The sequence below is a fragment of the Neobacillus drentensis NBRC 102427 genome (assembly GCF_001591445.1).
In the GTDB taxonomy this organism is placed as follows: domain Bacteria; phylum Bacillota; class Bacilli; order Bacillales; family Cytobacillaceae; genus Neobacillus; species Neobacillus drentensis.
Map to the genome: position 1 here is coordinate 1 of NZ_BCUX01000069.1, position 20905 is coordinate 20905.

The following is a 20905-nucleotide window of genomic DNA, read 5'->3' on the forward strand; positions in this document are numbered from 1 at the left end:
GGGGCTTTATCTTACCGAGGTGTCGTGGAAATCAATGGTAGTTTGTAAAAGTGCCTATCCTCCAAAAAGAATAAGACTGATTATTTTCACTCATACTATCAATGTATTTCTCAAAAAGGAGATGGTATTTGTGGGAAGAACGAAACTAGGAAATGCCAATGCCCAACGAAATAACAATAGTAAAAAGCCAATGAGAGATAGTGAAGAACTGGTTGAATTTACAACGGGTGAAGCATTAAAACACAATCGACCAAATAGTAAATAAGAAACAGCGCCTCCTTCTAGAGTAAGGAGGCGCTGTTTGCTTTAACCAGTTATCAAATCACTCTTCTGCAAGTAATTCCAACGCTTTTTTCGTAGGACCCTCAATCACATCGCCTGAATAAGCATAACGGGACCCATGGCAAGGGCAATCCCAAGATTTTTCAGCATGATTCCATTCACATTCACAGCCAAGATGGGTGCAGGTCGTGTCGACAACATAAAGTTTACCGTTCTCATCCTTATAAGCACCTGCTCTTTTACCGTTATACATGACAACGGAGCCTTCGCCCGCTTGTAAATCATCCGGGGACCTATCTGTATACTCAAGCTTGCCTTTAATTAGATGTTTAGCCACGTCTGCATTGGTTGTGATGACACTTTTTAAGTCAGGGTCAGCTTGGAATCGGGACGGTGCATAGAGCTCCATGTATGGGTTGTCGCGCTTCATAATATAATCAGTTAACAAGTGACCTGCAAGAATTCCTGTTGTCATCCCCCATTTTTTGTAACCGGTAGCTACAAAAACATTCTCACGGCCCTCTGTATAATGTCCAATATATGGGAGTTTGTCTAATGTAACCATATCCTGGGCAGACCAGCGGTAATCGTACTCCTTAATCCCAAAAACATCTTCAGCAAACGCTTGGAGTGCTTCATAATGCTCTAGCGTGTTCACACCCTGCCCGGTTTTATGATTTTCTCCGCCGATAATCAAGATCTTTTCTTTTTCCCCATCAAGCGGTGTATAACGAATCGAACGAGGAGGGGTATCTGCACTGATATACATACCTCCAGGGTAGTCTTTATCTGTTTTAATTCCGATTGCATAAGACCTGCTTGCATACATTCTCGCAAAATAAAGCCCTGGTTTATCATAGAAAGGGAAATGGGAGGCAATGATTACTTGCTTGCATGTGACCCTATATCCTGACTTTGTAACAACTTTTGGTTCGGTATCATCGTCCTCAATGTCTGAAGCGACTGTATTCTCATAAACAGAACAGCCTGCTTTCACCGCCTCTTCAAGAAGTGCTTTTAGAAATTTTAGTGGGTGATACTGGGCTTGATTGTGCATGACGAGAGCGCCTTTAGCAGGAATATTAAAAGGAATCGTATCCTTTAAAGCTCCATCAATTGCAAGGTTTTTATATGCTTCCCATTCCGTTTTAAGCTTTTCAACATTCTCATCCGTCGTTGTATAAACAAAGGCATCTTGCTTGCTGAAATCACATGCAATTCCCTTTTCTTTCACACTGCTTTCAACGAACTGAATGGCATTCATGTGTGATTCATAATAAAGCCGTGCTTTTTCTTTTCCAAAGTGATTGATTAATTCATCATAAATAATGTCATGTTGTGCCGTTAATTTCGCTGTTGTGTGGCCGGTAGTACCATTCAAGACACTGCCTGCTTCTAAGAGGGCCACCTTTAAGCCTTCTTTGGACAGCAAATATGCAGCGGTAATTCCAGTGATCCCGGCACCAACAATCGCAATATCGACAGAAAGATCTTGTTCTAATGTATTAAAAGCAGGTAACTCTATCTCCCGCCAATACGTTTTTGGGAATTTAGGCATTTTCTCAGTTGAGCTCATATGTACCCTCCATATTAAATGTGATTATGTTTAATTTTTCCTAAAGTGAGAAAAAAATGTGATAGAGGAAAAATCTTTTTGAAAAATAAAAAAGAACCCTGCCGCGTCAGGGTTCCAAACGTTATTTATCGGAGTCGATTTTATCGACTCTTTTGGCATCTTCAGAATCAAGGGAGTTTCTTAGGAAATGAAAGAAGGTTCCTCCTACAAAGCCAAGGCAAAGGACAAAACCGATGGTTGTAATCCACCAAATAGCTGCCATGATAAATCCCCCTTTTGTGCTTAATACCTAAATAGTTCGGATGCTTTTCTAAAGGTATATGCACAAGAGGGATGAATTTTGCCAAATAAACGAATTAATCCTTTTTCTTCAGCTCAGAATAATAATCGACTTTTTTTATATTTACACCGACAAAGGTTTCAATAATCGACTGACCCCCGGCGATTGAGAGAATTAAAATAACGACAAAAGTAATGCGAGGAAATAATAGATAGGCACCACCAAGTAAGACTGCACTCCAAACACCTGCACACCAATAGCATTTTAATAAATATCCAAACATCGATGTGGGAACTTCCTTGGTCTTTACGCCATCATCGGTTTCTATCTTTACTTTTTTAACAAAGGGTTTACGGATAAATTCAGTAATTTTATCAAAGACGATTAAATGGGTTAATCGGTAGCTTGCTAAAATTAACATGATATAGGTCAGCCAAGAAATATCCTTCACATTATGTCCTCCAATAAATCTGCATTGATTTAAGACTTAAAAATTAAAATTCAAAGCAAATAATTAATTTTTTAATCCATTGTATATTTTGAGCCTGAAATCAAAATTATATATTCGGAGGAGGCGAAAAAATGAAAAAATCTTTTTGGTTTAGTTTTCTGTTTTTATTATCACTATTCTGTATTCCGAGTGTGTCTTTTGCCCAGCAAATCTACACCGTTCAGCCGGGGGACTCACTTTGGAAAATCGCAGTCAAGTATCAGGTTGGAATTTCGGAAATTATTTCGGCAAACCGCCAATTTACGAATCCGAATTTGATTTATCCGGGTCAAAAGGTGACTATACCGAGTTTTGATTCTGTTAAGAGTATCGAAAGCCAGGTCATCCAGTTAACCAATCAAGAGCGTGCAAAGAATGGTTTGAAGGCATTAACACCGGATTGGGAGCTCTCAAGGGTCGCTCGTTATAAAGCCAATGACATGAGAGATAAAAACTATTTTAGTCACACAAGTCCTACTTATGGAAGTCCGTTTGATATGATGAAAAACTTTGGAATTTCTTATCGTTCAGCCGCGGAAAACATTGCTGCGGGGCAAACTACACCAGCATCCGTGGTTCAAGCGTGGATGAATAGCTCTGGTCACCGGGCGAATATTTTAAGCACCAAATCGACCTATATCGGAGTGGGCTACTCACAGGGTGGCTCAAAACGTCACTATTGGGTTCAAATGTTTATATCAAAGTAAGCACATCAGGGTCAGTTTCTTAAGCATCATGCTAAGGGGCTGACCTTTTCTACGTCTTAGGACCGATATGAAAATCAAGCTTAAGCGCAATTATGAAGAACAAAGAAAAAAGGTAAGATGAAGTCAAGATAACGAAAGGAGAAAAACAAAATGAAAAAATTTGGTTTACTGTTAGCAGGCGGAATTGCAGCGATGATCTTGCTTTCAACTATTGGTCCAATGGTGGGATTACTTGTTAGTCTGGTGCTCCTCTATTTCATCCTCAAAATGTTTTTAAAAGCTGAATCTACAGGTAAAAAAATTGGGCTGGGAATTATCGGATTTATCGTCCTGATTGCATCTATCCATAACGCCCCAGCCATCATTGGAGTAGCTGCTGCGTATGTGCTATACCTCATTTATAAAAAGTGGAACGAGAAAAAGTACGTGGCCGTCAAGGAAGAATCTGACCCATTTGTTAACTTTGAAAAACAGTGGAATGAATTAAAAAATTATTAAATTTAAGGCTGTATTAATGCTAAATTTTGATTTTACACACTCTGTTGATTGGAGCGGAATGCGCGAGACTCCAGCGGGAGTACGGGGCAGGGGAGACCCCACAGGCGCGTAGCGCCGAGGAGGCTCCCCGGCACGCCCGCGGAAAGCGAAGCGTATGGAGCGGAAATCAACAGACAAGTTTAACAAAACCAAATTTAAAAGGAGAGAATAAACATGACAAACTTATTTACACGAATTAAAAATACGATTACAGCAGATTTACATGAGGCGCTTGATCAAAAGGATAAACAAAATCCGATTGCTTTATTAAACCAATACCTACGTCAATGTGAGCAAGAGACAGAAAAAGTTAGAAAGCTATTGGAACGCCAATACACACTTAAAGATGAATTTACAAGAGAATATCACCAAGCTGCCCAGTTAGCAGAAAAAAGAAAGTACCAAGCTGAAGTCGCTTCGAAAGCAGGCGAATCAGAGCTTAATCAGTTTGCTCAAACAGAATATCAGCAATATGCAGACCGTGCCGGCCGCTTGAGTTCTTCGCTTGAACAAGTAAAGGGTCAGCTAGTAGATTTAGAAAGAAAATATGAAGAAATGAAGCACAAGCTAAAAGATATGCATCTAAGAAGGATGGAACTGATGGGGCGTGAAAATGTTACTCGTGCGAACCACCAAATCAACCAGGTTCTTGATGCTAATAACTACTCAGATAAATCTTATTCAAAGTTTAAGGACATTGAAAACTATCTTGACCGTTTAGAACATCAAGTGAATAGTTCATACTACCGAGATACGATTGATGCTCGTGTTGCACAGCTAGAAAAAGAAATGAAATTGGAAGAAAGCAAGTCCATATAATAACAAATATGGTATTCTAATATAAAAGCGTAAGCACCTAGGCGCTGGAGCTAGACAATAAAGGCGTAGATTTCTACGCCTTTTGACCATAAATAAAAAATAAGTGAAAAATATAAGCAAGCCAGAAAATTAAAAAGGGAGGGTGGGCCATGTTTAAAAATACTAAGAATGATTATGTTGGCTGGATGTTCATCGCTGGTGTCATCATTCTTGTCATGGAAATCTTATTCTTTAAAAGTGGGCATGGGCTTATTTTCTCTCTTTTTATCTCTGGCGGCATGATTTATCTTGGACGCAAGCGAACCGGGAAAAAGATAGGGAAGATCCTCTTTATCGGTGGGATTATTTTCCTTGTCCTTAGTATCGTAAATACGATGACTTTTAAATTTTTATTGCTTGCAATTTTAATGCACTTTTTTATTCAATTTTTATATGCCAAAAAGCATCCTAAGAAGCTCACACCTGAAATCACTACAATGGAACCAACTATCCATGAAGAAACGATGATTAGAACGGAACCATTGTTTGAAAATATCGTCCTTGGTCAACAAAAAACCCCTCCGGGAGCTTATGAATGGAATGATGTAAACATCCAGGCAGGTATTGGTGATACGATCATTGATTTGAGCCTTACGATGCTGCCAAAAGGTGAAACAGTCATCTTTATTCGCAATCTCATCGGGAATATTCAAATCCTTGTTCCTTATGATATTGATATAAGTATCCAGCATTCTTGCATCGTAGGTTCATCAACGGTTTTCGAGGAGCATGACTCTAAACTATTCAATCGGGTGTTACACCTAAAAACACCTGGTTATGATACGGCAGAGCAAAAAGTGAAAATTTTCACCTCGCTCGTTGTTGGAAATTTAGAGGTGAGCCGGATATGAGCACAACCCAGCGTCAAATTTTCTGGAGTGTCAGCTTTTCCTTTCTCATTGTTCTCATTGTCGGTGCCATTTTTATCTATGTTTTCCCACTAAACAGTTGGGCGGAATTGTGGAGTAAACATTTCATTAATATCCCTTTTGTTATCTTTATCCCGGCCTTTAGTATTGCTGTTGGAATTCTTTTAGGTGCAGTTTCGGGGATGTATTGGAGAAGGCAGTTTCTATCGGTTGAACATTCCTTGCATTTATTAGAGGAAGGAAAACAGTTGGAAATCAAGGAGAAACCTGTGATTTCGGAAATGGAACTGATTGCCAATCGAATTGATAAAATCGGCAAACAAATGTCAGAGCAAGCTAAACTTTCACAACGGTTAGCTACTGAAAAGGTGGAAGACCTAGAAGGCAGAATTCAAGAAATAATTGAACAGGAGCGGAACCGACTCGCCCGTGAACTACATGATTCTGTCAGTCAGCAATTATTTGCTGCTTCAATGATGATGTCAGCAATCAATGAAACAAAGCAACAGTCTGAATTAGAAAACGATCGTGAAGCAAAGCAATTGAAATTAGTTGAAGAGATGATCCACCAATCACAGTTAGAAATGCGCGCACTTCTTTTACATTTGAGACCGATTGCTTTAAAAAATAAAACATTGCAAGAAGGAATTGAAGAGTTATTAATCGAATTATCTCAAAAGGTTGAGATGGATATTAAATGGAAGACCGAGGCGTTTCCGTTAGATAAAGGGGTAGAGGATCATCTTTTCCGTATCCTGCAAGAGTCTATCTCTAACACGTTAAGGCACGCGAAGGCTAGCAAGCTCGAGGTGCTAATGGTTAAACGGGATGATCTTGTCATCCTAAGAATTGTTGATGATGGAATTGGTTTTGATGTAAATGAAATGAAAGCAGGCTCCTATGGAATGCAAAATATGCATGAGCGAGCAGTTGAAGTAGGCGGGACGTTAAAAGTGGTAAGTGTAAAAAATCAAGGAACAAGGCTGGAAGTGAAGGTTCCGGTGATGATTAATGGAGATGGTGCCAATGATTAGAGTTGTATTTGTTGATGACCATGAAATGGTGAGAATCGGTGTTTCTTCTTATTTATCAGCTCAGCCGGACATTGAGGTAGTTGGAGAAGCAGACGATGGAAAAAAGGGTGTGGAGCTTGCCCTCGAACTTCGTCCTGATATTATTCTCATGGATTTAGTGATGAAGGAAATGGATGGGATTGAAGCGACACGGCAAATTATTGAAAAATGGCCTGAGGCAAAGATTATTATTGTCACAAGCTTTTTGGACGATGAAAAGGTGTACCCTGCACTAGAAGCGGGGGCGACCAGCTACATGCTGAAGACCTCTAAAGCGGGTGAAATTGCCAATGCTGTTCGTGCTACATACCATGGGCAATCGGTCCTGGAGCCGGAAGTAACCGGAAAGATGATGGTGAAAATGCGCCAAAAGAATACCCATCTGCCACATGAAGACCTTACAACACGTGAAATTGAAATATTACTTTTAATGGCAGAAGGAAAAACCAATCAGGACATTGCCGATGATTTATTTATTGCCCTTAAAACGGTCAAAACCCATGTAAGCAATATTTTAAGCAAACTGAACGTACAAGACCGAACACAGGCAGTCATATACGCATTTAAGCATTCTTTAATAAAATAAACTCAGGAATAAAAAGGGCTACGAGCCCTTTTTTTCGTGTTTCTAAAAAAATTCTCCTACTAATCAAAGGACTTGTCTCATAAGTTTATAAAAGTGAGATTAGTATGGAGGAGAAAAAATTGGGGATTTATTATAAGGGAATATTCTTTTTAGCTGCTGCTGCTTTTTTGGGGGAAGGGATCGAAGTTCTTGTAAATATGATTCTTGCTCGAGAGTTAGGACCACACGGGCTGGGACTGTATATGTCCATTTTGCCATCGATATTCTTTATTGTTTTACTAGCGAGCTTTGAGTTGCCTGTATCGATTTCAAAATTTATTGCAGAAAGGGAAGACCGTTATCACAGAAATATCCTTCATCATGCCATTTCGATTACGATTGTGTTCTCAGCTGTACTTTTTTTAGCTGCTACTGTGATCATTCCGTTTATTCCTGTGTTTGATAAATATCATCCTTACGTTAGATGGCTTGTTTTGATCTTGATCCCAATCATTTCCTTCACGTCCGTTGCGAGGGGATATTTTATGGGCAAGCAACAAATGGGGAAAATAGCCGTCTCTAATTTTCTAAGGAAAACCATTCAACTCGCTGGTCTGTTTCTCCTCTTTCGTTTGTTTGCCTTTGATACATCCGAGTCATTGTTAATCGCCATAGGGACATTTATTGGAAGCGAGATTGTTGTGTTCCTCTATTTATTCTACATGTTCATTATCCAGTTTCAGCAATTGAAACGACAGCCATTTTCTAATTTGAAACAAAAGGTAGTTCAGAAGAATTTAATGGCAGTATCGATTCCAACAACGGGTCTTCGTCTGTTTTCAGCATTCAGTGGTGCGATTCAGCCTTTTATTATTAAGGCAGCCTTGATTCGTTCCGGCATGAGTGAAATCGTAGCGACCGAGCAATTTGGGCTGCTGATGGGAGTTGCCATGTCAATTGGCTTTTTCCCGGCATTTATTGCTCATTCGCTTATGGTCGTTCTTATTCCAGCTGTATCCAAGACATACTCACAGGGCGATTATCATCGGCTCCAAAAAATGCTTCAACAGGTGATGAAGCTCACCTTTGTATATGGTGTCGCAGCCGTAGCCATTTTCTACTTCTTTGCACCGGAATTAACTTCGCTATTTTTTAAATCAGAAACACCAGCTCTGTATTTACAATTACTCTGGCCATTTTTCTTATTTCACTTCTTTATCATGCCGATGCAGGCATTCTTGTTTGGACTTAATCTACTTAAAGAGACATTTATTCATATCATTTGGTCAACGATCATCTCCTTTGGACTCATTCTCTTGCTTGCAGCGATGCCGGAATGGCGAATGAATGGCGTGATTATTGGGATGAATACTGGAGCTGTATTGTTAGCACTCATGCATTATTTAACGATTTGTAAGAAAATTGGTGTTACTTTGTTTATGAAAGGGCTGATTCAAAATTCCACTGAGCGATAATTAGTAAAAAAACTTCAGAAGTGTAGGGGTTTATCCATCCATTCCGTCTATTAGTATGAGGAAGAGTAGGATGTTGCCAGGCACAATTAATAGACAACCAGAAATGGTTGTTTTTTAATTGTGCCCGTGGAGGAGGAAAAAAGCAATCTTCGGTAACATAGAAGGGTCATTTATAAATATATTTTATCTTTAGTGAAGAATAAGGAACTTGCTGAAGACATCTATCAAACTTACCAATAGTACCCCTTCTTCAAATTTAATTAAGGAGGGGGGTGAACTGGTTTTTTTATTTAAGTTGAGGTAGATGGCTGGTATGTAAGAACGTAGGTTTGGTATAATCCTGATAAAGGGGGTGAAAAATATGGAAATTGCAACAGAAAAAGAAGTAAATAAAAATTATATAACCCAACAGATTTGGATTAAAAAGGGTCATCGAATGTATGGGTATTTTCAAAATATGACTCAAAATGCCAAAAACATGTTTAACACTACTAACTTTTATATACGCCAAGTATATACAGGATTAACAAGTAATAAAGCGCTTCAACCGCTGCAAATAGAAGTCTTAGACACGATAACCAACAATATAGATAAAATGAATGATTCTCAATTGTTAGCTTATCATAAGAGGGTTGAAAAGCAAAAGTCAAAACCAAAAGATAAACAAAAGGAAATTAAGTGCCATTTATTTGAGGTCCCTTTCAAGGAAAGTCCTTATGTTGACTATAACTTTTTGGATAGTTTATTTAAAAAAATTGCTCAAAACGATTATCGTTCTTTGCCAACACAATCCAGTCAAGGCATCATGCAAACGGTGTTTCAGAATTGGAAGTCATTTTATGCTAGTTTAAAAGATTACAAACAAAACCCAACTAAATACAAAGCGAAACCCAAGATTCCAAAATATAGTCGTGCGAAAGAAAAGGAAGTTCTTTTTACGAATCAGGATTGTGTGATTAAAAATAATAAGTTTTTAAAATTTCCTAAGACTAAACAACAATTAAACATCGGAAAATTAGGTTTATCGAACGGAAAATTAAAACAGGTTCGAGTGATACCGAAGTATAATCAGTATGTCGTTGAGTTGGTGATGGATGTCCCTTCGGAACCGATTGAAAAAGAAGATAATGGTCGTTATATGAGTATTGATTTAGGAAATGACAATTTAGCAACCATCGTTACCAATACAGGTCGAAAACCTACATTGATAAAGGGCAAAAGTGTCAAATCCATTAATCAATACTACAACAAAATGAAAGCTTATTTTTTAGGCATCATAAGACATGGAAAACAAACAAATGAAGGTCCATTTACTACAAAACGATTAGAGCATCTGCACCAAAATCGCTTCCTGAAAATTAAAGATGTTTTTCATAAAGCAAGTAATATTGTCGTTAAACTAGCTTTAGAAGAAAACATTCATACGATCATCATTGGTCAAAATAAAGGGTGGAAACAGGAAGTTAATATCGGAAAACGCAATAATCAAACGTTTGTCCATATTCCTCATCGTTTGTTTATTGAAATGGTGAAGTATAAAGCTGAACAACAGGGCATCCAAGTTTACGTTTCAGAAGAGTCTTACACATCCAAAGCTAGCTTTTTAGATGGAGACGAGATTCCGACCTATGGAGAAAATAACGAAAAAAAGATATTTTCCGGAAGACGTATAAAAAGAGGGTTATACCGTTCAAAACATGGATTACTAATCAACGCGGACGTTAATGGTGCAGCTAATATCATGAAAAAAGCGGTTTGCAGATTGAAAAAAGATAGTTTCTTCAATATCGAAACGATTAATTTATGGAATCCGCAAAGTATTATTATTTAAAAGAAGTCCCAACGGCACAAAAATAAGACCAATGGGATAGAGGGTCTGGGCGTGAATAGACCGCCGATGTGACAGCCCCGCTAATGTTAAGCGTTTGCTTTTTTAGAATCGATACATTAGAAACCCTCACTTCAAATTACCCCAAGGGAATTTAGTGTCGGGAGCATTCATCAGGAGGTTTTACTCGCTACTTTTTTAGCATATCCTTCAATAAAGGAGCAGTCAATCGCATGATAATACCAGTAAAATATTCTTTGTGAAGGAGAATGTTCACCATGACTGGAAAAGGAGAAAAAAGAGGCCAGGCGCACTTACAGCCCTATATTTCAAAACAGTATTACCATCGCTATACACCCATTGATCACGCGGTGTGGCGATTCGTTATGAAGCAAAATCATTATTTTTTAAAAGAAATTGCTCATCCAGCTTACGTAAACGGCCTGCGGGATTCGGGTATTAAAACGGAATCGATTCCAAAGGTAGATGATATGAATAAAAGTCTGGCCAAAATCGGCTGGGGCGCCGTTACGATCGATGGGTTAATTCCCGGTTCCGCATTTTATGGCTTTTTGGCAAATGGCATTTTACCGATTGCGACAGAAATAAGAAACATCCAAAACATTGCCTATACCCCTGCACCGGATATGATTCATGAGGCAGCTGGCCACGCGCCGATTCTATTAGATAAATCTTATCGGGAATTTGTTAGAAAAATCGGTGAGATGGGAGCAAAGGCGCTCTCCAGTAAAGAGAAGTTAGAGGTGTTTATGGCGGTACGCCATTTAACGATTGTAGCTGAAGATCCTAAATCAACTCCAGAGCAGGTTAAAGATGCAGAGAACTTGGTAGCAGAAGCTAGAAAAAAGGTGAAAGGGTTATCCGAGGCCGATATGGTTTCAAGACTTTTCTGGTGGACGGTAGAATATGGATTAGTTGGAGACTTGAATCATCCGAAGATTTATGGAGCGGGCTTACTCTCATCAGTTGGAGAGAGCCAAAGCTGTTTAGCCGATGATGTAAAGAAGATTCCATTTTCAGTTGAAGCATGTATTCAGACTCCATATGATGTCACCAAGCCACAGCCGCAATTATTTGTTTGTAAAGATTTTGATGAATTGGCTTCTGCTATTAATCAATTTGCTTCGACCATGGCATTTATGAAAGGGGGCACGGAAAGTCTGGAAAAAGCCTTGCAATCTGATAATCTTGCAACGTTTGTATTCTCGTCTGGATTGCAAGTGACGGGGACACTGGCAACCATAGTAAAGGATGAGAATGGAGAAGCCATTTATATCAGAACAAAAGGGCCGACCGCACTATCCTTCCAACAGAAGCAATTAGTCGGTCATGGCAGGGATACCCATCATAAAGGCTTTGGAACACCAATCGGAAGTCTGGAAGGAAAGATAGCATTAGAAAATTGCTCGTCTATTCAATTAAAGGATTTAGGCATGATTGAAGGAAGCGAAGCCATTTTGAAATTTGAAAGCGGGGTCAATGTAACGGGGGTCGTGAAAACCATTTTGTTATCAGCTGGCAGGCCCATCTTAATCTCTTTTCAGGATTGCCAAGTAACATATAAGAATCAAGTCCTTTTTGAGCCATCATGGGGGACGTATGATATGGCAGTTGGCGCAGGCATAACGTCTGTATTTGCAGGCGCGGCAGATCCAGATGCTTATTTTGAATGGCCAACAATTGAAACAGACAGTATCGAGGATTCAGGAGATGAGCAACTGAATGAATTAGAAAGCCTGTATGCAGAAATCCGCAGCTTGCGAGAGGGGCAGGTGTGGAATGAACAGAGTTGGTCTAGAATGGATCAGGTGATTGTGACCCTCGATAAAAACTATCCCAGTGAGTGGTTACTGAGATTAGAAATACTTGAACTCTATCAGTTGAAAAATAACAGCCATCCCAATGTAAAAAGTATTACTGAGAAGTTAGGAAATAAAAACTGGGGAAAGTCAGTCAATCAAGTGATTCAACGCGGATTCACCTTACTAAAAAATAGTTAAAGGAAAAGGAGCTTGGAAATCCAAGCTCCTTTCTCCATTAGTCCCTGCTAGATAGAATTCCCAAAATACGAAGGATGCTGATGAATAGATTAATAAAATCCAAGTATAAGTTCAAGGCCATCAATGGTACTTCTTCAGGTCTGACACCGTAATGCTTCATTCGGCTGAAGTCAAAGAGAACATAACCACTAAATACGACCACTCCAATAAAGGAGAAAGCAAGCATACCTGTCGAGCCTAATGGAAAGAAGATGTTATAAATGGAAATCACGACTAAAGCAAGTAAAGCAGCAAGTAGAAATCCACCTAAAGAGGAAAAGTTTTGTTTGGATTTAGTGGCATAAATGGCGACGCCAGTAAAAACAACAGTTGTACTAGCAAAGGCCATGACGACGACGTTTGCACCTGCAGCAGCTGTGTAATAGGCGACGATGGGGTAAAGTGTAATTCCTGAGATAAATGTAAAAACGTATAGGAATGAATAGGAAATGGCTTTTTTACGTCTGAAAAAGAATGCGATCATGAGCATCACAAATTCTAGAATCGCTAGCGGCATAAATAAACTATCTGGTACAAATACTCCTGCCATGGTGCCTAAGAAAGCAATCGCAAGGGAAAGGGCAAACGTACGTATAACAGAAGGCAAAAATTCACTAGATGTTTGTGTGTACAATTTTTTCACCTCAAAAATTATTTGTTACTAAAGATATACGATGAATGGGTCAAGATGTTTCATTTTTTCTGAAAAAATCTTTATCTTCTTTTAATAAATCGCGAATTTCAGCCAATAATTCTTCTGAACGGTCTACTTTCGCAATGACCGCTGCTGGTTCCTCTTTCTTTTTAAAGCGGTTAAGCAACTTTATAAATAGGAAAATGGAAAAAGAAATAATTAAGAAATCAACCACTGTTTGAATAAATTTTCCATAGGCTAATGTCCCATAGGTGAGTTTCGAAAAATCAACGACTCCAATGATTAACCCAACTATAGGCATAATAATATCAGCTACGAGAGAAGCAACTATTTTCCCAAACGCTCCCCCAATAATAACACCGACAGCTAAATCAATGACATTACCCTTCATGGCAAACTGTTTAAATTCACTCCACATAAAAACATCCTCCAAGCTCTTTTGTTATAATTTGAAAAAAAAGAGCAGGGAAGCCCCACTCTTTATGTACCTGCATTAGAAAGCCCAGTTTCCGCCTCGGAACACTGGTTCTGTTTTTCCATCGGCAGTTATTCCGTCGATGTTCATTTCAGTAGAACCAATCATAAAGTCAACGTGGGTAATACTTTCGTTCAAACCGTTCTCTTTCAATTCTTCAGATGACATTTTCTTGCCGCCTTCAATACAGAAAGCATAGGCACTGCCGATTGCCAAATGATTTGATGCATTTTCATCAAATAATGTATTAAAGAAAAGCACATTTGATTGTGAAATTGGTGAATTAACTGGTACAAGGGCCACTTCACCAAGATAATGCGATCCTTCATCTGTATCGACCAGCCGCTTCAGAATGTCTTCGCCTTCTTCTGCTTTCACGCCAACAATTCTTCCATTTTCAAACGTAATCGAAAAACGGTCAATGATGTTGCCGCCATAGCTAAGAGGCTTTGTGCTGGCGACTGTGCCATTCACACCTGTTCGTAAAGGAACAGTGAACACTTCTTCTGTCGGCATGTTGGCCATAAATTCAAAGCCTTTTTCATTTACACTGCCTGCCCCGACCCAAATATGCTTTTCAGGCAGTTCAATCGTTAGGTCTGTACCAGGCGCTGTGTAATGAAGCTTTTGGTATCTTTTTTCATTTAAATAGTGAACCTTTTCATGAAGGGTTTCATCATGTTTTTTCCAAGCCTCAACCGGGTTGTCAAGGTCTGCACGGACAGCTTTGAAAATGGCCTCCCATAGCTTGTTCACTTGGTTTTCTGCAGGCTCATTCGGGAAAACTTTAGCAGCCCATGCCGGCGCAGCGGCAGCGATAACAGTCCAGCTCACCTTGTCAGATTGGGCTGCCTTTCGGTAATTCGCAAGTGCTTTACCAGCAGCTTTATTGAAATTGGCAATCCGTTCTGGATTTACGCCTTTCAGCAAATCAGGGCTAGTCGAAATAACCGACATAAAGGCAGCACCTTGAGCTGCTAAATCTTCCATTTCTTTGGCACGCCAAACAGGGTACTCAAGGAAAGCATCGTCTGGAGCTAAATCATATTTTGTTCTCGTCACGGTATCGTCGTTCCAGTTGACAATGACATTCTGTGCACCAGTTTCGTACGCCTTTTTAACAATTAGTCGAACAAATTCTGCAGCATCTAGGGTGGCGTTCACAACTAAGGTTTGGCCTTTTTGAACATTTATGCCGACCTTAACGGCAAGTTCAGCATATTTCTCGAGGGTATTTTTAAAATCACTCATATGTATGTCTCCTTTTTCTGGATCTTCCTTTATTGTATCGTTTTTAATTTGAAAAAGAAACTTAGAGCTAATATGCAGAGAGATACCTTAATAAAGGCAAAAAAACAGTAAAGATTGTCATCTTTACTGTAACTTGCTTCCGTATACTTTTATATTAAAATAAACACCTGTAGAAAAGAGGACCAAGAATGTAATAATACCTGACAATGAAGTTGGAGACATGAACTGGGATAATTCCATTGTTTCCACCGCCCTTATATTAATTACCTTTTTAAGTTAATTATAATACAAAATGGGCAAATGTGAACAATTTAGTACAAATTTAAATTATTTATTGACAAGTTTTATATCTGGGTTCCTATCCCTTGTTTTTCAAACGAATAAAACATCACCCAATACATTCCGGCACTTAAGAGGGCAAGGATAGTTAAGACAAAAAATGTCCACCCATAGCCGAGCCATACCGTCATTGGAATCGCAAGCGGTGCGATGGTCCGGCTAATGGTAAAACGAAGGCTTGCCGCGGCGAAATATTGACCGCGCATATGCTCAGGAGCAAGTCTTGATACAAAGCTTTGCTGGAGCCCAGCCCCCATTAATTCTGCGAAAGTGAAAACTGCCATAGCGGTCATTAATCCCCAAATCCAGGTAGTTTGACTAAAAAGAATGATTGAAATGGCGTAAACAACAGATGAGAGAGCGAATACATTCCTTTCATAATATTTACTCATCCACTTTGTGATGATTACAGTCAGCAGGGCGACGAGGAAGCCATTTTCAGCGAGCACCAATCCGAATGCCTGCTCAGCATTAACCGAAAACGACCAATTCCCAAGTGAAAAAAGACTTTGAGATTGAAAGCCATCCTTGATATAAACTGGAATTAATAAGTCCAATTGCATAAACGTTTGCCCTGCCAAAACACCTGCAAGGATAAATAACAGGAAGGTTTTATCTTTAACAATGAGTGAATAATCCATCAATTGATTTTTTAAAAAGTAATACCATTTCCCGTCAGGCGAGGAAGTGTTTTGTTTGACTGGAAATGTTTCACGTGTCCATTTGGCTAGGATAAGCCCTAACGAAATACACATCACCCCAGCCACAAGCAAGAGTTGGAAGCGATAGGGAACATAAAAGATTGCACCTAGAATTGGGCCAATGACAACGGCAATATTGATAGATGTGTAAAAAATCGCAAATACATTACTACGATCTTTTTCATCGACTACATCCGCTACCATCGCTTGGCTGGCAGGCCAATAAAAGGAACCGAATACTCCGGCAATTGCAAAGGCGATAAATCCCATCCATGGGGATTGATACCAAGGTGAACTAGCGAAGGCAAAGGCGATAAACGAGAGTCCTTGACCAATAGCAGACATAACCATCATTCGTTTCCGTCCGAAACGGTCCGCACAGTAACCACCCATCAAATTAGCCACTACTGAAAAAATCTGAGAAAAAACTAATAATAGACCTGCTTTGCTTTTACCGAACTCTTCAGCAAAATAAATCGTTAAGAACGGAAAAAACATCCAAAAAGTAATGTTCATCATCGCTTCGCTAAATAAGCGAACTTTTAAATTAGGATCCCAATCCCTAATCCTCATATATTGTCCTCGTTTCTAGAATTTTGACGATACTATCATACTATCTTGATAGATAAACTTACAACTGAAATAGTATCCACATCAAATCGTGCTTACCATTAGCTAGTATCAATGACCACATCTTTGCTATTCTGCATTATAAGAATTTGTATGTTATATTAAAAGTTCAATGATTTGTTGAAAGGATGTTTAAATACAGTGAAAAAAAGTGTAATTTTAGCCGAAAAACCTTCAGTCGCTCGAGATATAGCACGAGTGTTAAATTGTAATAAAAAAGGTAACGGTTTTTTGGAAGGAGATAAATATATAGTCACATGGGCGCTTGGGCATTTAGTTACTCTTGCTGACCCAGAAATTTACGACGATAAATATAAAACCTGGAAAATTGAAGATTTACCTATGATTCCCAATGATTTGAAGCTTGTAGTTATTAAGCAAACAGGGAAGCAGTTTCATTCGGTAAAAAGCCAATTACTTCGTTCTGATGTAGGGGAGATAATAATTGCAACCGATAGTGGTCGTGAAGGTGAATTAGTTGCTCGATGGATAATTACAAAAGCGAAAATAAACAAACCAATAAAACGTCTATGGATTTCTTCTGTTACGGATAAGGCCATTAAAGATGGATTCAATAATTTAAAGCCGGGAAAAGCGTATGAAAACCTTTATTTTTCAGCTGTCGCCCGCTCTGAGGCTGACTGGTATATTGGTCTTAATGCAACCCGTGCGTTAACAACCCGATTCAATGCCCAACTAAACTGTGGACGTGTACAAACACCTACTGTTGCAATCATTGCAGCCCGTGAGGACGAAATTAGAAACTTTAAAGCACAAACCTATTACGGCATTGAAGCACAAACAGTAGATCAATTAAAGCTTACTTGGCAAGATGTAAAAGGCAACAGCCGCAGCTTTGATAAAGAGAAACTTGATGTGATTGTAAAAAAACTTGGGAAGCAAAATGCTAAAGTAACGGAAATTGAAAAAAAACCGAAAAAATCTTATTCACCAGGTCTATATGACTTAACAGAACTACAACGTGATGCGAATAAAATCTTTGGTTACTCTGCAAAGGAAACGTTAAACATTATGCAGAAGCTGTATGAGCAGCATAAAGTTTTAACCTATCCGCGGACAGACTCGCGGTTTATTTCATCGGATATTGTTCCAACTATACCAGAGCGTCTGAAGGCATGTGGGATTGGTGAATATCGTTTACTGACAAGCAAAGTCCTAAAAAAGCCAATCAAAGCCTCTAAATCTTTTGTAGATGACAGCAAGGTATCCGATCACCATGCGATAATTCCTACTGAAGGATATGTTAATTTTTCAGCCTTTACAGATAAGGAAAGGAAAATTTATGATTTAGTTGTTAAACGGTTCTTAGCTGTCCTATTCCCGGCATTCGAGTACGAGCAATTAACGCTTCGTGCTAAAATCGGTGAGGAAAACTTCGTTGCTAGAGGAAAAACTATTTTATCGCTTGGATGGAAAGAGGTTTATAATAACCGACTTGTTGAGGACGATGAAAGTGATGATCTGAAGGAACAGATTTTGCCCCGGATTGAAAAAGGCGATACCTTAAACGTTAAACTGATCGCCCAAACTTCAGGTCAAACGAAGCCGCCTGCCCGCTTTAATGAGGCGACATTGTTGTCGGCAATGGAGAATCCAACGAAGTATATGGATACGAATAATAAACAATTGGCAGACACCTTAAAATCAACGGGTGGACTAGGTACTGTTGCTACACGTGCAGATATCATTGAAAAGCTATTCAATTCATTTCTTATCGAGAAGCGAGGCAAAGACATTCATATTACTTCAAAAGGACGTCAATTGCTTGACTTGGTTCCTGAGGAGCTTAAATCCCCGACTTTAACAGCTGAGTGGGAACAAAAGCTTGATCAAATTGCACATGGCAAGTTGAAAAAAGAAGTGTTTATTAACGAAATGAAAAACTACACAAAAAAAATCGTTGCTGATATTAAAGCAACTAATAAAAAGTATAAGCACGACAATATTTCAACAAAATCATGTCCAGATTGCGGGAAACCAATGCTTGAAGTAAATGGGAAAAAGGGCAAAATGCTTGTGTGCCAAGACCGTGAATGTGGACATCGAAAAAATGTTTCGCGAGTTACAAATGCGCGCTGCCCACAATGCCATAAAAAACTGGAGCTTCGCGGTGAAGGGGAAGGACAAATTTTCACATGTAAATGCGGCCATCGTGAGAAACTATCTGCTTTCGAAGCGCGCCGTAAAAAGGAATCTGCCGGTAAAGTGGATAAAAATACGGTGCAAAAGTATCTGAAAAACCAAAACAAAGAAGAAGAGCCAATTAATACAGCTTTGGCTGATGCTTTAAAAAAACTTAATTTGAAGTAGATCTTCAAAAAAAGACTTTGTTAAGTAGTATAACGGTATCTCTCAAGTTATTTTGTAACATGAACGTTTCATCTTTCATTTGTTATCCCACTAAAGTGTTATCGTGCTAAAATTCTGAAAATTCGATTGACAGATAAGCTATTCATCTCATACAATAATTATCAATAAGATAGTTATAGAATGGAATGATCCCATGAGGCATCTAAAAATATTCAATCAATTAATCATAAAAGAGGCTGGACTCCAAATCATGTAGATTCGGAATCCAGCCTCTTTCTTTATTATACTACAGTGGTAGAGGAGAGAGACGTTATGATCACACTTACTGGTGGAAGCTTAACATTAGAGCAGATGAAAGATATATTATATCGCCAGCAAAAGGTCAATGCCTCTGATAAGAGCATGGAGGCAGTCAAGAAGAGTCGCGAAGCCGTCGAAAGAATTGTTTCAGAATCAAAGGTAGTTTATGGGATTACGACTGGATTTGGTAAATTTAGCGACGTCTTGATTGATAAGAATCATGTTCAAGACCTGCAGCTTAATTTAATTCGCTCCCATGCATGCGGAGTAGGCGACCCTTTTCCGGAAATTGTCTCTAAAGCAATGGTCCTGCTTCGTGCTAACGCACTCCTAAAAGGCTTTTCAGGTGTCAGGCCGCTTGTTATTGAAAAGTTATTAGAGTTAGTGAATAAAGATATCATTCCCGTCATCCCACAGCAGGGTTCCCTTGGTGCGAGCGGGGATTTAGCCCCGCTATCTCACCTTGCCCTAGTTTTAATTGGGGAAGGAGAAGTATTTTACAAAGGTAAGCAAATCGATGCTTTTGATGCGCTTCAGCAAGAGGGGATTTTACCGGTTACATTGGAAGCAAAAGAAGGCCTGGCCTTAATTAATGGGACCCAGGCGATGACAGCAATGGGTGTTATCGGCTACTTGGAGGCAGAGCAGCTGGCTTATGAAAGTGAGCTAATTGCCGCGATGACATTGGAAGGGTTAAATGGAATTATCGATGCATTTGCGGAAGAAGTTCATATTGCAAGGGGCTACAAACAGCAAATTGACACTGCGGCAAGAATCCGTCGTTATTTAAGTGATAGTCTATTAACAACACAGCAGGGGGAGTTACGGGTTCAGGATGCTTATTCTCTGCGCTGCATTCCACAAGTTCACGGAGCATCATGGCAGGTATTGGATTATGTGAAAGAAAAATTAGAAATCGAAATGAATGCAGCAACTGATAACCCCTTAATTTTTGATAATGGAGAAAAGGTTATTTCAGGAGGAAACTTCCATGGGCAGCCCATTGCTTTTGCGATGGATTTTATGAAAATAGCCGTAGCGGAACTAGCGAATATCTCAGAGAGACGGATTGAAAGACTAGTCAATCCGCAGCTCAATGATTTGCCGGCATTCCTAAGCCCTGAGCCCGGTCTGCAATCGGGCGCGATGATTATGCAATATGCAGCGGCGGCACTGGTTTCAGAAAATAAAACACTTGCTCATCCTGCCAGTGTCGATTCGATTCCTTCGTCTGCTAATCAGGAGGATCATGTTAGTATGGGGACGATTGCCTCTAGGCATGCTTATCATATTATCCAGAACGCAAGAAGGGTTTTGGCAATTGAATTGATTTGTGCCATGCAGGCAGTAGAAATACGAGGGGTCGAAAAAATGGCCACGCAAACAAGAGAGTTTTACGATAAGGGCCGTGAACAGGTTGCTTCCATTAAACAAGACAGGGTGTTTTCCAAAGATATTGAAAAAGCAGCTGATTGGTTAAAAGCAATTGAATTTTCACATTTTATTAGAAATTTGAGTATGGAAAAAGGCCAATTCTAGGGCTATAAAATATAAAAAGGCGTGAAGTACTCACGCCTTTTCTGAAGGTAAGAAAGTATAATATCGAATTTGAAAATTGTCCAG

General features: G+C 39.2%; 19 protein-coding genes. 12 read left to right on the forward strand and 7 right to left on the reverse strand.

Going from position 1 to position 20905, the window contains the following annotated elements:
- The coding region (gene ypzF, locus BDR01S_RS26110) for a protein YpzF (protein ID WP_066363336.1) at nucleotides 1-265 on the forward strand (265 nt) is incomplete at its 5' end.
- 57 nt (nucleotides 266-322) lie between these two features.
- Here ypzF and BDR01S_RS22120 read toward each other — a convergent pair.
- The 3 genes from BDR01S_RS22120 to BDR01S_RS22125 all read right to left on the reverse strand — a co-directional run bounded on the left by BDR01S_RS22120 (nucleotide 323) and on the right by BDR01S_RS22125 (nucleotide 2589).
- Entirely contained in the window at nucleotides 323-1858 is a 1536-nt protein-coding gene (locus tag BDR01S_RS22120; RefSeq protein WP_066251216.1) for an FAD-dependent oxidoreductase, read from the reverse strand.
- A gap of 121 nt (nucleotides 1859-1979) precedes the next feature.
- Nucleotides 1980-2120, reverse strand: coding sequence for a hypothetical protein (locus BDR01S_RS25930; RefSeq protein ID WP_169801472.1), 141 nt, complete (start codon nucleotides 2118-2120; stop codon nucleotides 1980-1982).
- Between the two features lie 94 nt (nucleotides 2121-2214).
- Entirely contained in the window at nucleotides 2215-2589 is a 375-nt protein-coding gene (locus BDR01S_RS22125; RefSeq protein ID WP_066251219.1) for a DUF1360 domain-containing protein, read from the reverse strand.
- 131 nt (nucleotides 2590-2720) lie between these two features.
- On the opposite strand from BDR01S_RS22125, the gene safA reads away from it, so the two are divergent.
- The 9 genes from safA to BDR01S_RS22170 all read left to right on the forward strand — a co-directional run bounded on the left by safA (nucleotide 2721) and on the right by BDR01S_RS22170 (nucleotide 12561).
- Nucleotides 2721-3335, forward strand: a complete 615-nt coding sequence (gene safA, locus BDR01S_RS22130) for a SafA/ExsA family spore coat assembly protein (RefSeq protein WP_066251221.1) — start codon at nucleotides 2721-2723, stop codon at nucleotides 3333-3335.
- Nucleotides 3336-3485: 150 nt separating this feature from the next.
- Nucleotides 3486-3833, forward strand: a complete 348-nt coding sequence (locus tag BDR01S_RS22135) for a lmo0954 family membrane protein (protein WP_066251224.1) — start codon at nucleotides 3486-3488, stop codon at nucleotides 3831-3833.
- A gap of 213 nt (nucleotides 3834-4046) precedes the next feature.
- On the forward strand, nucleotides 4047-4691 hold the full coding sequence (locus BDR01S_RS22140; RefSeq protein WP_066251227.1) for a PspA/IM30 family protein: 645 nt from the start codon (nucleotides 4047-4049) through the stop codon (nucleotides 4689-4691).
- 149 nt (nucleotides 4692-4840) lie between these two features.
- Nucleotides 4841-5581: a cell wall-active antibiotics response protein LiaF gene (gene liaF, locus BDR01S_RS22145; RefSeq protein ID WP_066251230.1), complete on the forward strand. Its 741-nt coding sequence runs from the start codon at nucleotides 4841-4843 to the stop codon at nucleotides 5579-5581.
- Nucleotides 5578-6633, forward strand: a complete 1056-nt coding sequence (locus BDR01S_RS22150) for a sensor histidine kinase (RefSeq protein ID WP_066251233.1) — start codon at nucleotides 5578-5580, stop codon at nucleotides 6631-6633. The genes liaF and BDR01S_RS22150 overlap by 4 nt, the downstream gene beginning before the upstream one ends.
- Nucleotides 6626-7258 carry a response regulator transcription factor gene (locus tag BDR01S_RS22155; protein WP_066251236.1) on the forward strand — a complete coding sequence of 211 codons (633 nt, stop codon included), beginning with the start codon at nucleotides 6626-6628 and terminating at the stop codon, nucleotides 7256-7258. The genes BDR01S_RS22150 and BDR01S_RS22155 overlap by 8 nt, the downstream gene beginning before the upstream one ends.
- Nucleotides 7259-7377: 119 nt before the next feature.
- Complete coding sequence (locus tag BDR01S_RS22160) at nucleotides 7378-8712, forward strand: polysaccharide biosynthesis protein (RefSeq protein ID WP_157406232.1); 1335 nt, start codon at nucleotides 7378-7380, stop codon at nucleotides 8710-8712.
- 361 nt (nucleotides 8713-9073) lie between these two features.
- Nucleotides 9074-10543, forward strand: coding sequence for an RNA-guided endonuclease InsQ/TnpB family protein (locus BDR01S_RS22165; RefSeq protein WP_082797541.1), 1470 nt, complete (start codon nucleotides 9074-9076; stop codon nucleotides 10541-10543).
- Nucleotides 10544-10818: 275 nt separating this feature from the next.
- Nucleotides 10819-12561, forward strand: a complete 1743-nt coding sequence (locus tag BDR01S_RS22170; protein ID WP_066251241.1) for an aromatic amino acid hydroxylase — start codon at nucleotides 10819-10821, stop codon at nucleotides 12559-12561.
- Between the two features lie 37 nt (nucleotides 12562-12598).
- Here the strand turns inward: BDR01S_RS22170 and BDR01S_RS22175 are convergent, their stop codons facing one another.
- From BDR01S_RS22175 to BDR01S_RS22190, 4 genes are all read right to left on the reverse strand, one after another.
- Nucleotides 12599-13234, reverse strand: coding sequence for a Bax inhibitor-1/YccA family protein (locus BDR01S_RS22175; protein WP_066251244.1), 636 nt, complete (start codon nucleotides 13232-13234; stop codon nucleotides 12599-12601).
- Between the two features lie 49 nt (nucleotides 13235-13283).
- Nucleotides 13284-13673 carry a large-conductance mechanosensitive channel protein MscL gene (mscL, locus tag BDR01S_RS22180; RefSeq protein ID WP_066251245.1) on the reverse strand — a complete coding sequence of 130 codons (390 nt, stop codon included), beginning with the start codon at nucleotides 13671-13673 and terminating at the stop codon, nucleotides 13284-13286.
- 75 nt (nucleotides 13674-13748) lie between these two features.
- Nucleotides 13749-14981, reverse strand: coding sequence for an aminopeptidase (locus BDR01S_RS22185; RefSeq protein WP_066251247.1), 1233 nt, complete (start codon nucleotides 14979-14981; stop codon nucleotides 13749-13751).
- Between the two features lie 344 nt (nucleotides 14982-15325).
- A complete protein-coding gene (locus tag BDR01S_RS22190) occupies nucleotides 15326-16594 on the reverse strand; it encodes an MDR family MFS transporter (protein ID WP_066251249.1) in 1269 nt (422 codons plus the stop codon).
- A gap of 198 nt (nucleotides 16595-16792) precedes the next feature.
- On the opposite strand from BDR01S_RS22190, the gene BDR01S_RS22195 reads away from it, so the two are divergent.
- Both BDR01S_RS22195 and hutH read left to right on the forward strand, forming a co-directional pair.
- Nucleotides 16793-18982 (forward strand): DNA topoisomerase III, encoded by a 2190-nt coding sequence (locus BDR01S_RS22195; protein ID WP_066251254.1) that lies wholly within the window; start codon nucleotides 16793-16795, stop codon nucleotides 18980-18982.
- 312 nt (nucleotides 18983-19294) lie between these two features.
- Nucleotides 19295-20821 (forward strand): histidine ammonia-lyase, encoded by a 1527-nt coding sequence (gene hutH / locus BDR01S_RS22200; RefSeq protein ID WP_066251256.1) that lies wholly within the window; start codon nucleotides 19295-19297, stop codon nucleotides 20819-20821.
- The last annotated feature ends 84 nt before the right edge of the window (nucleotides 20822-20905 follow it).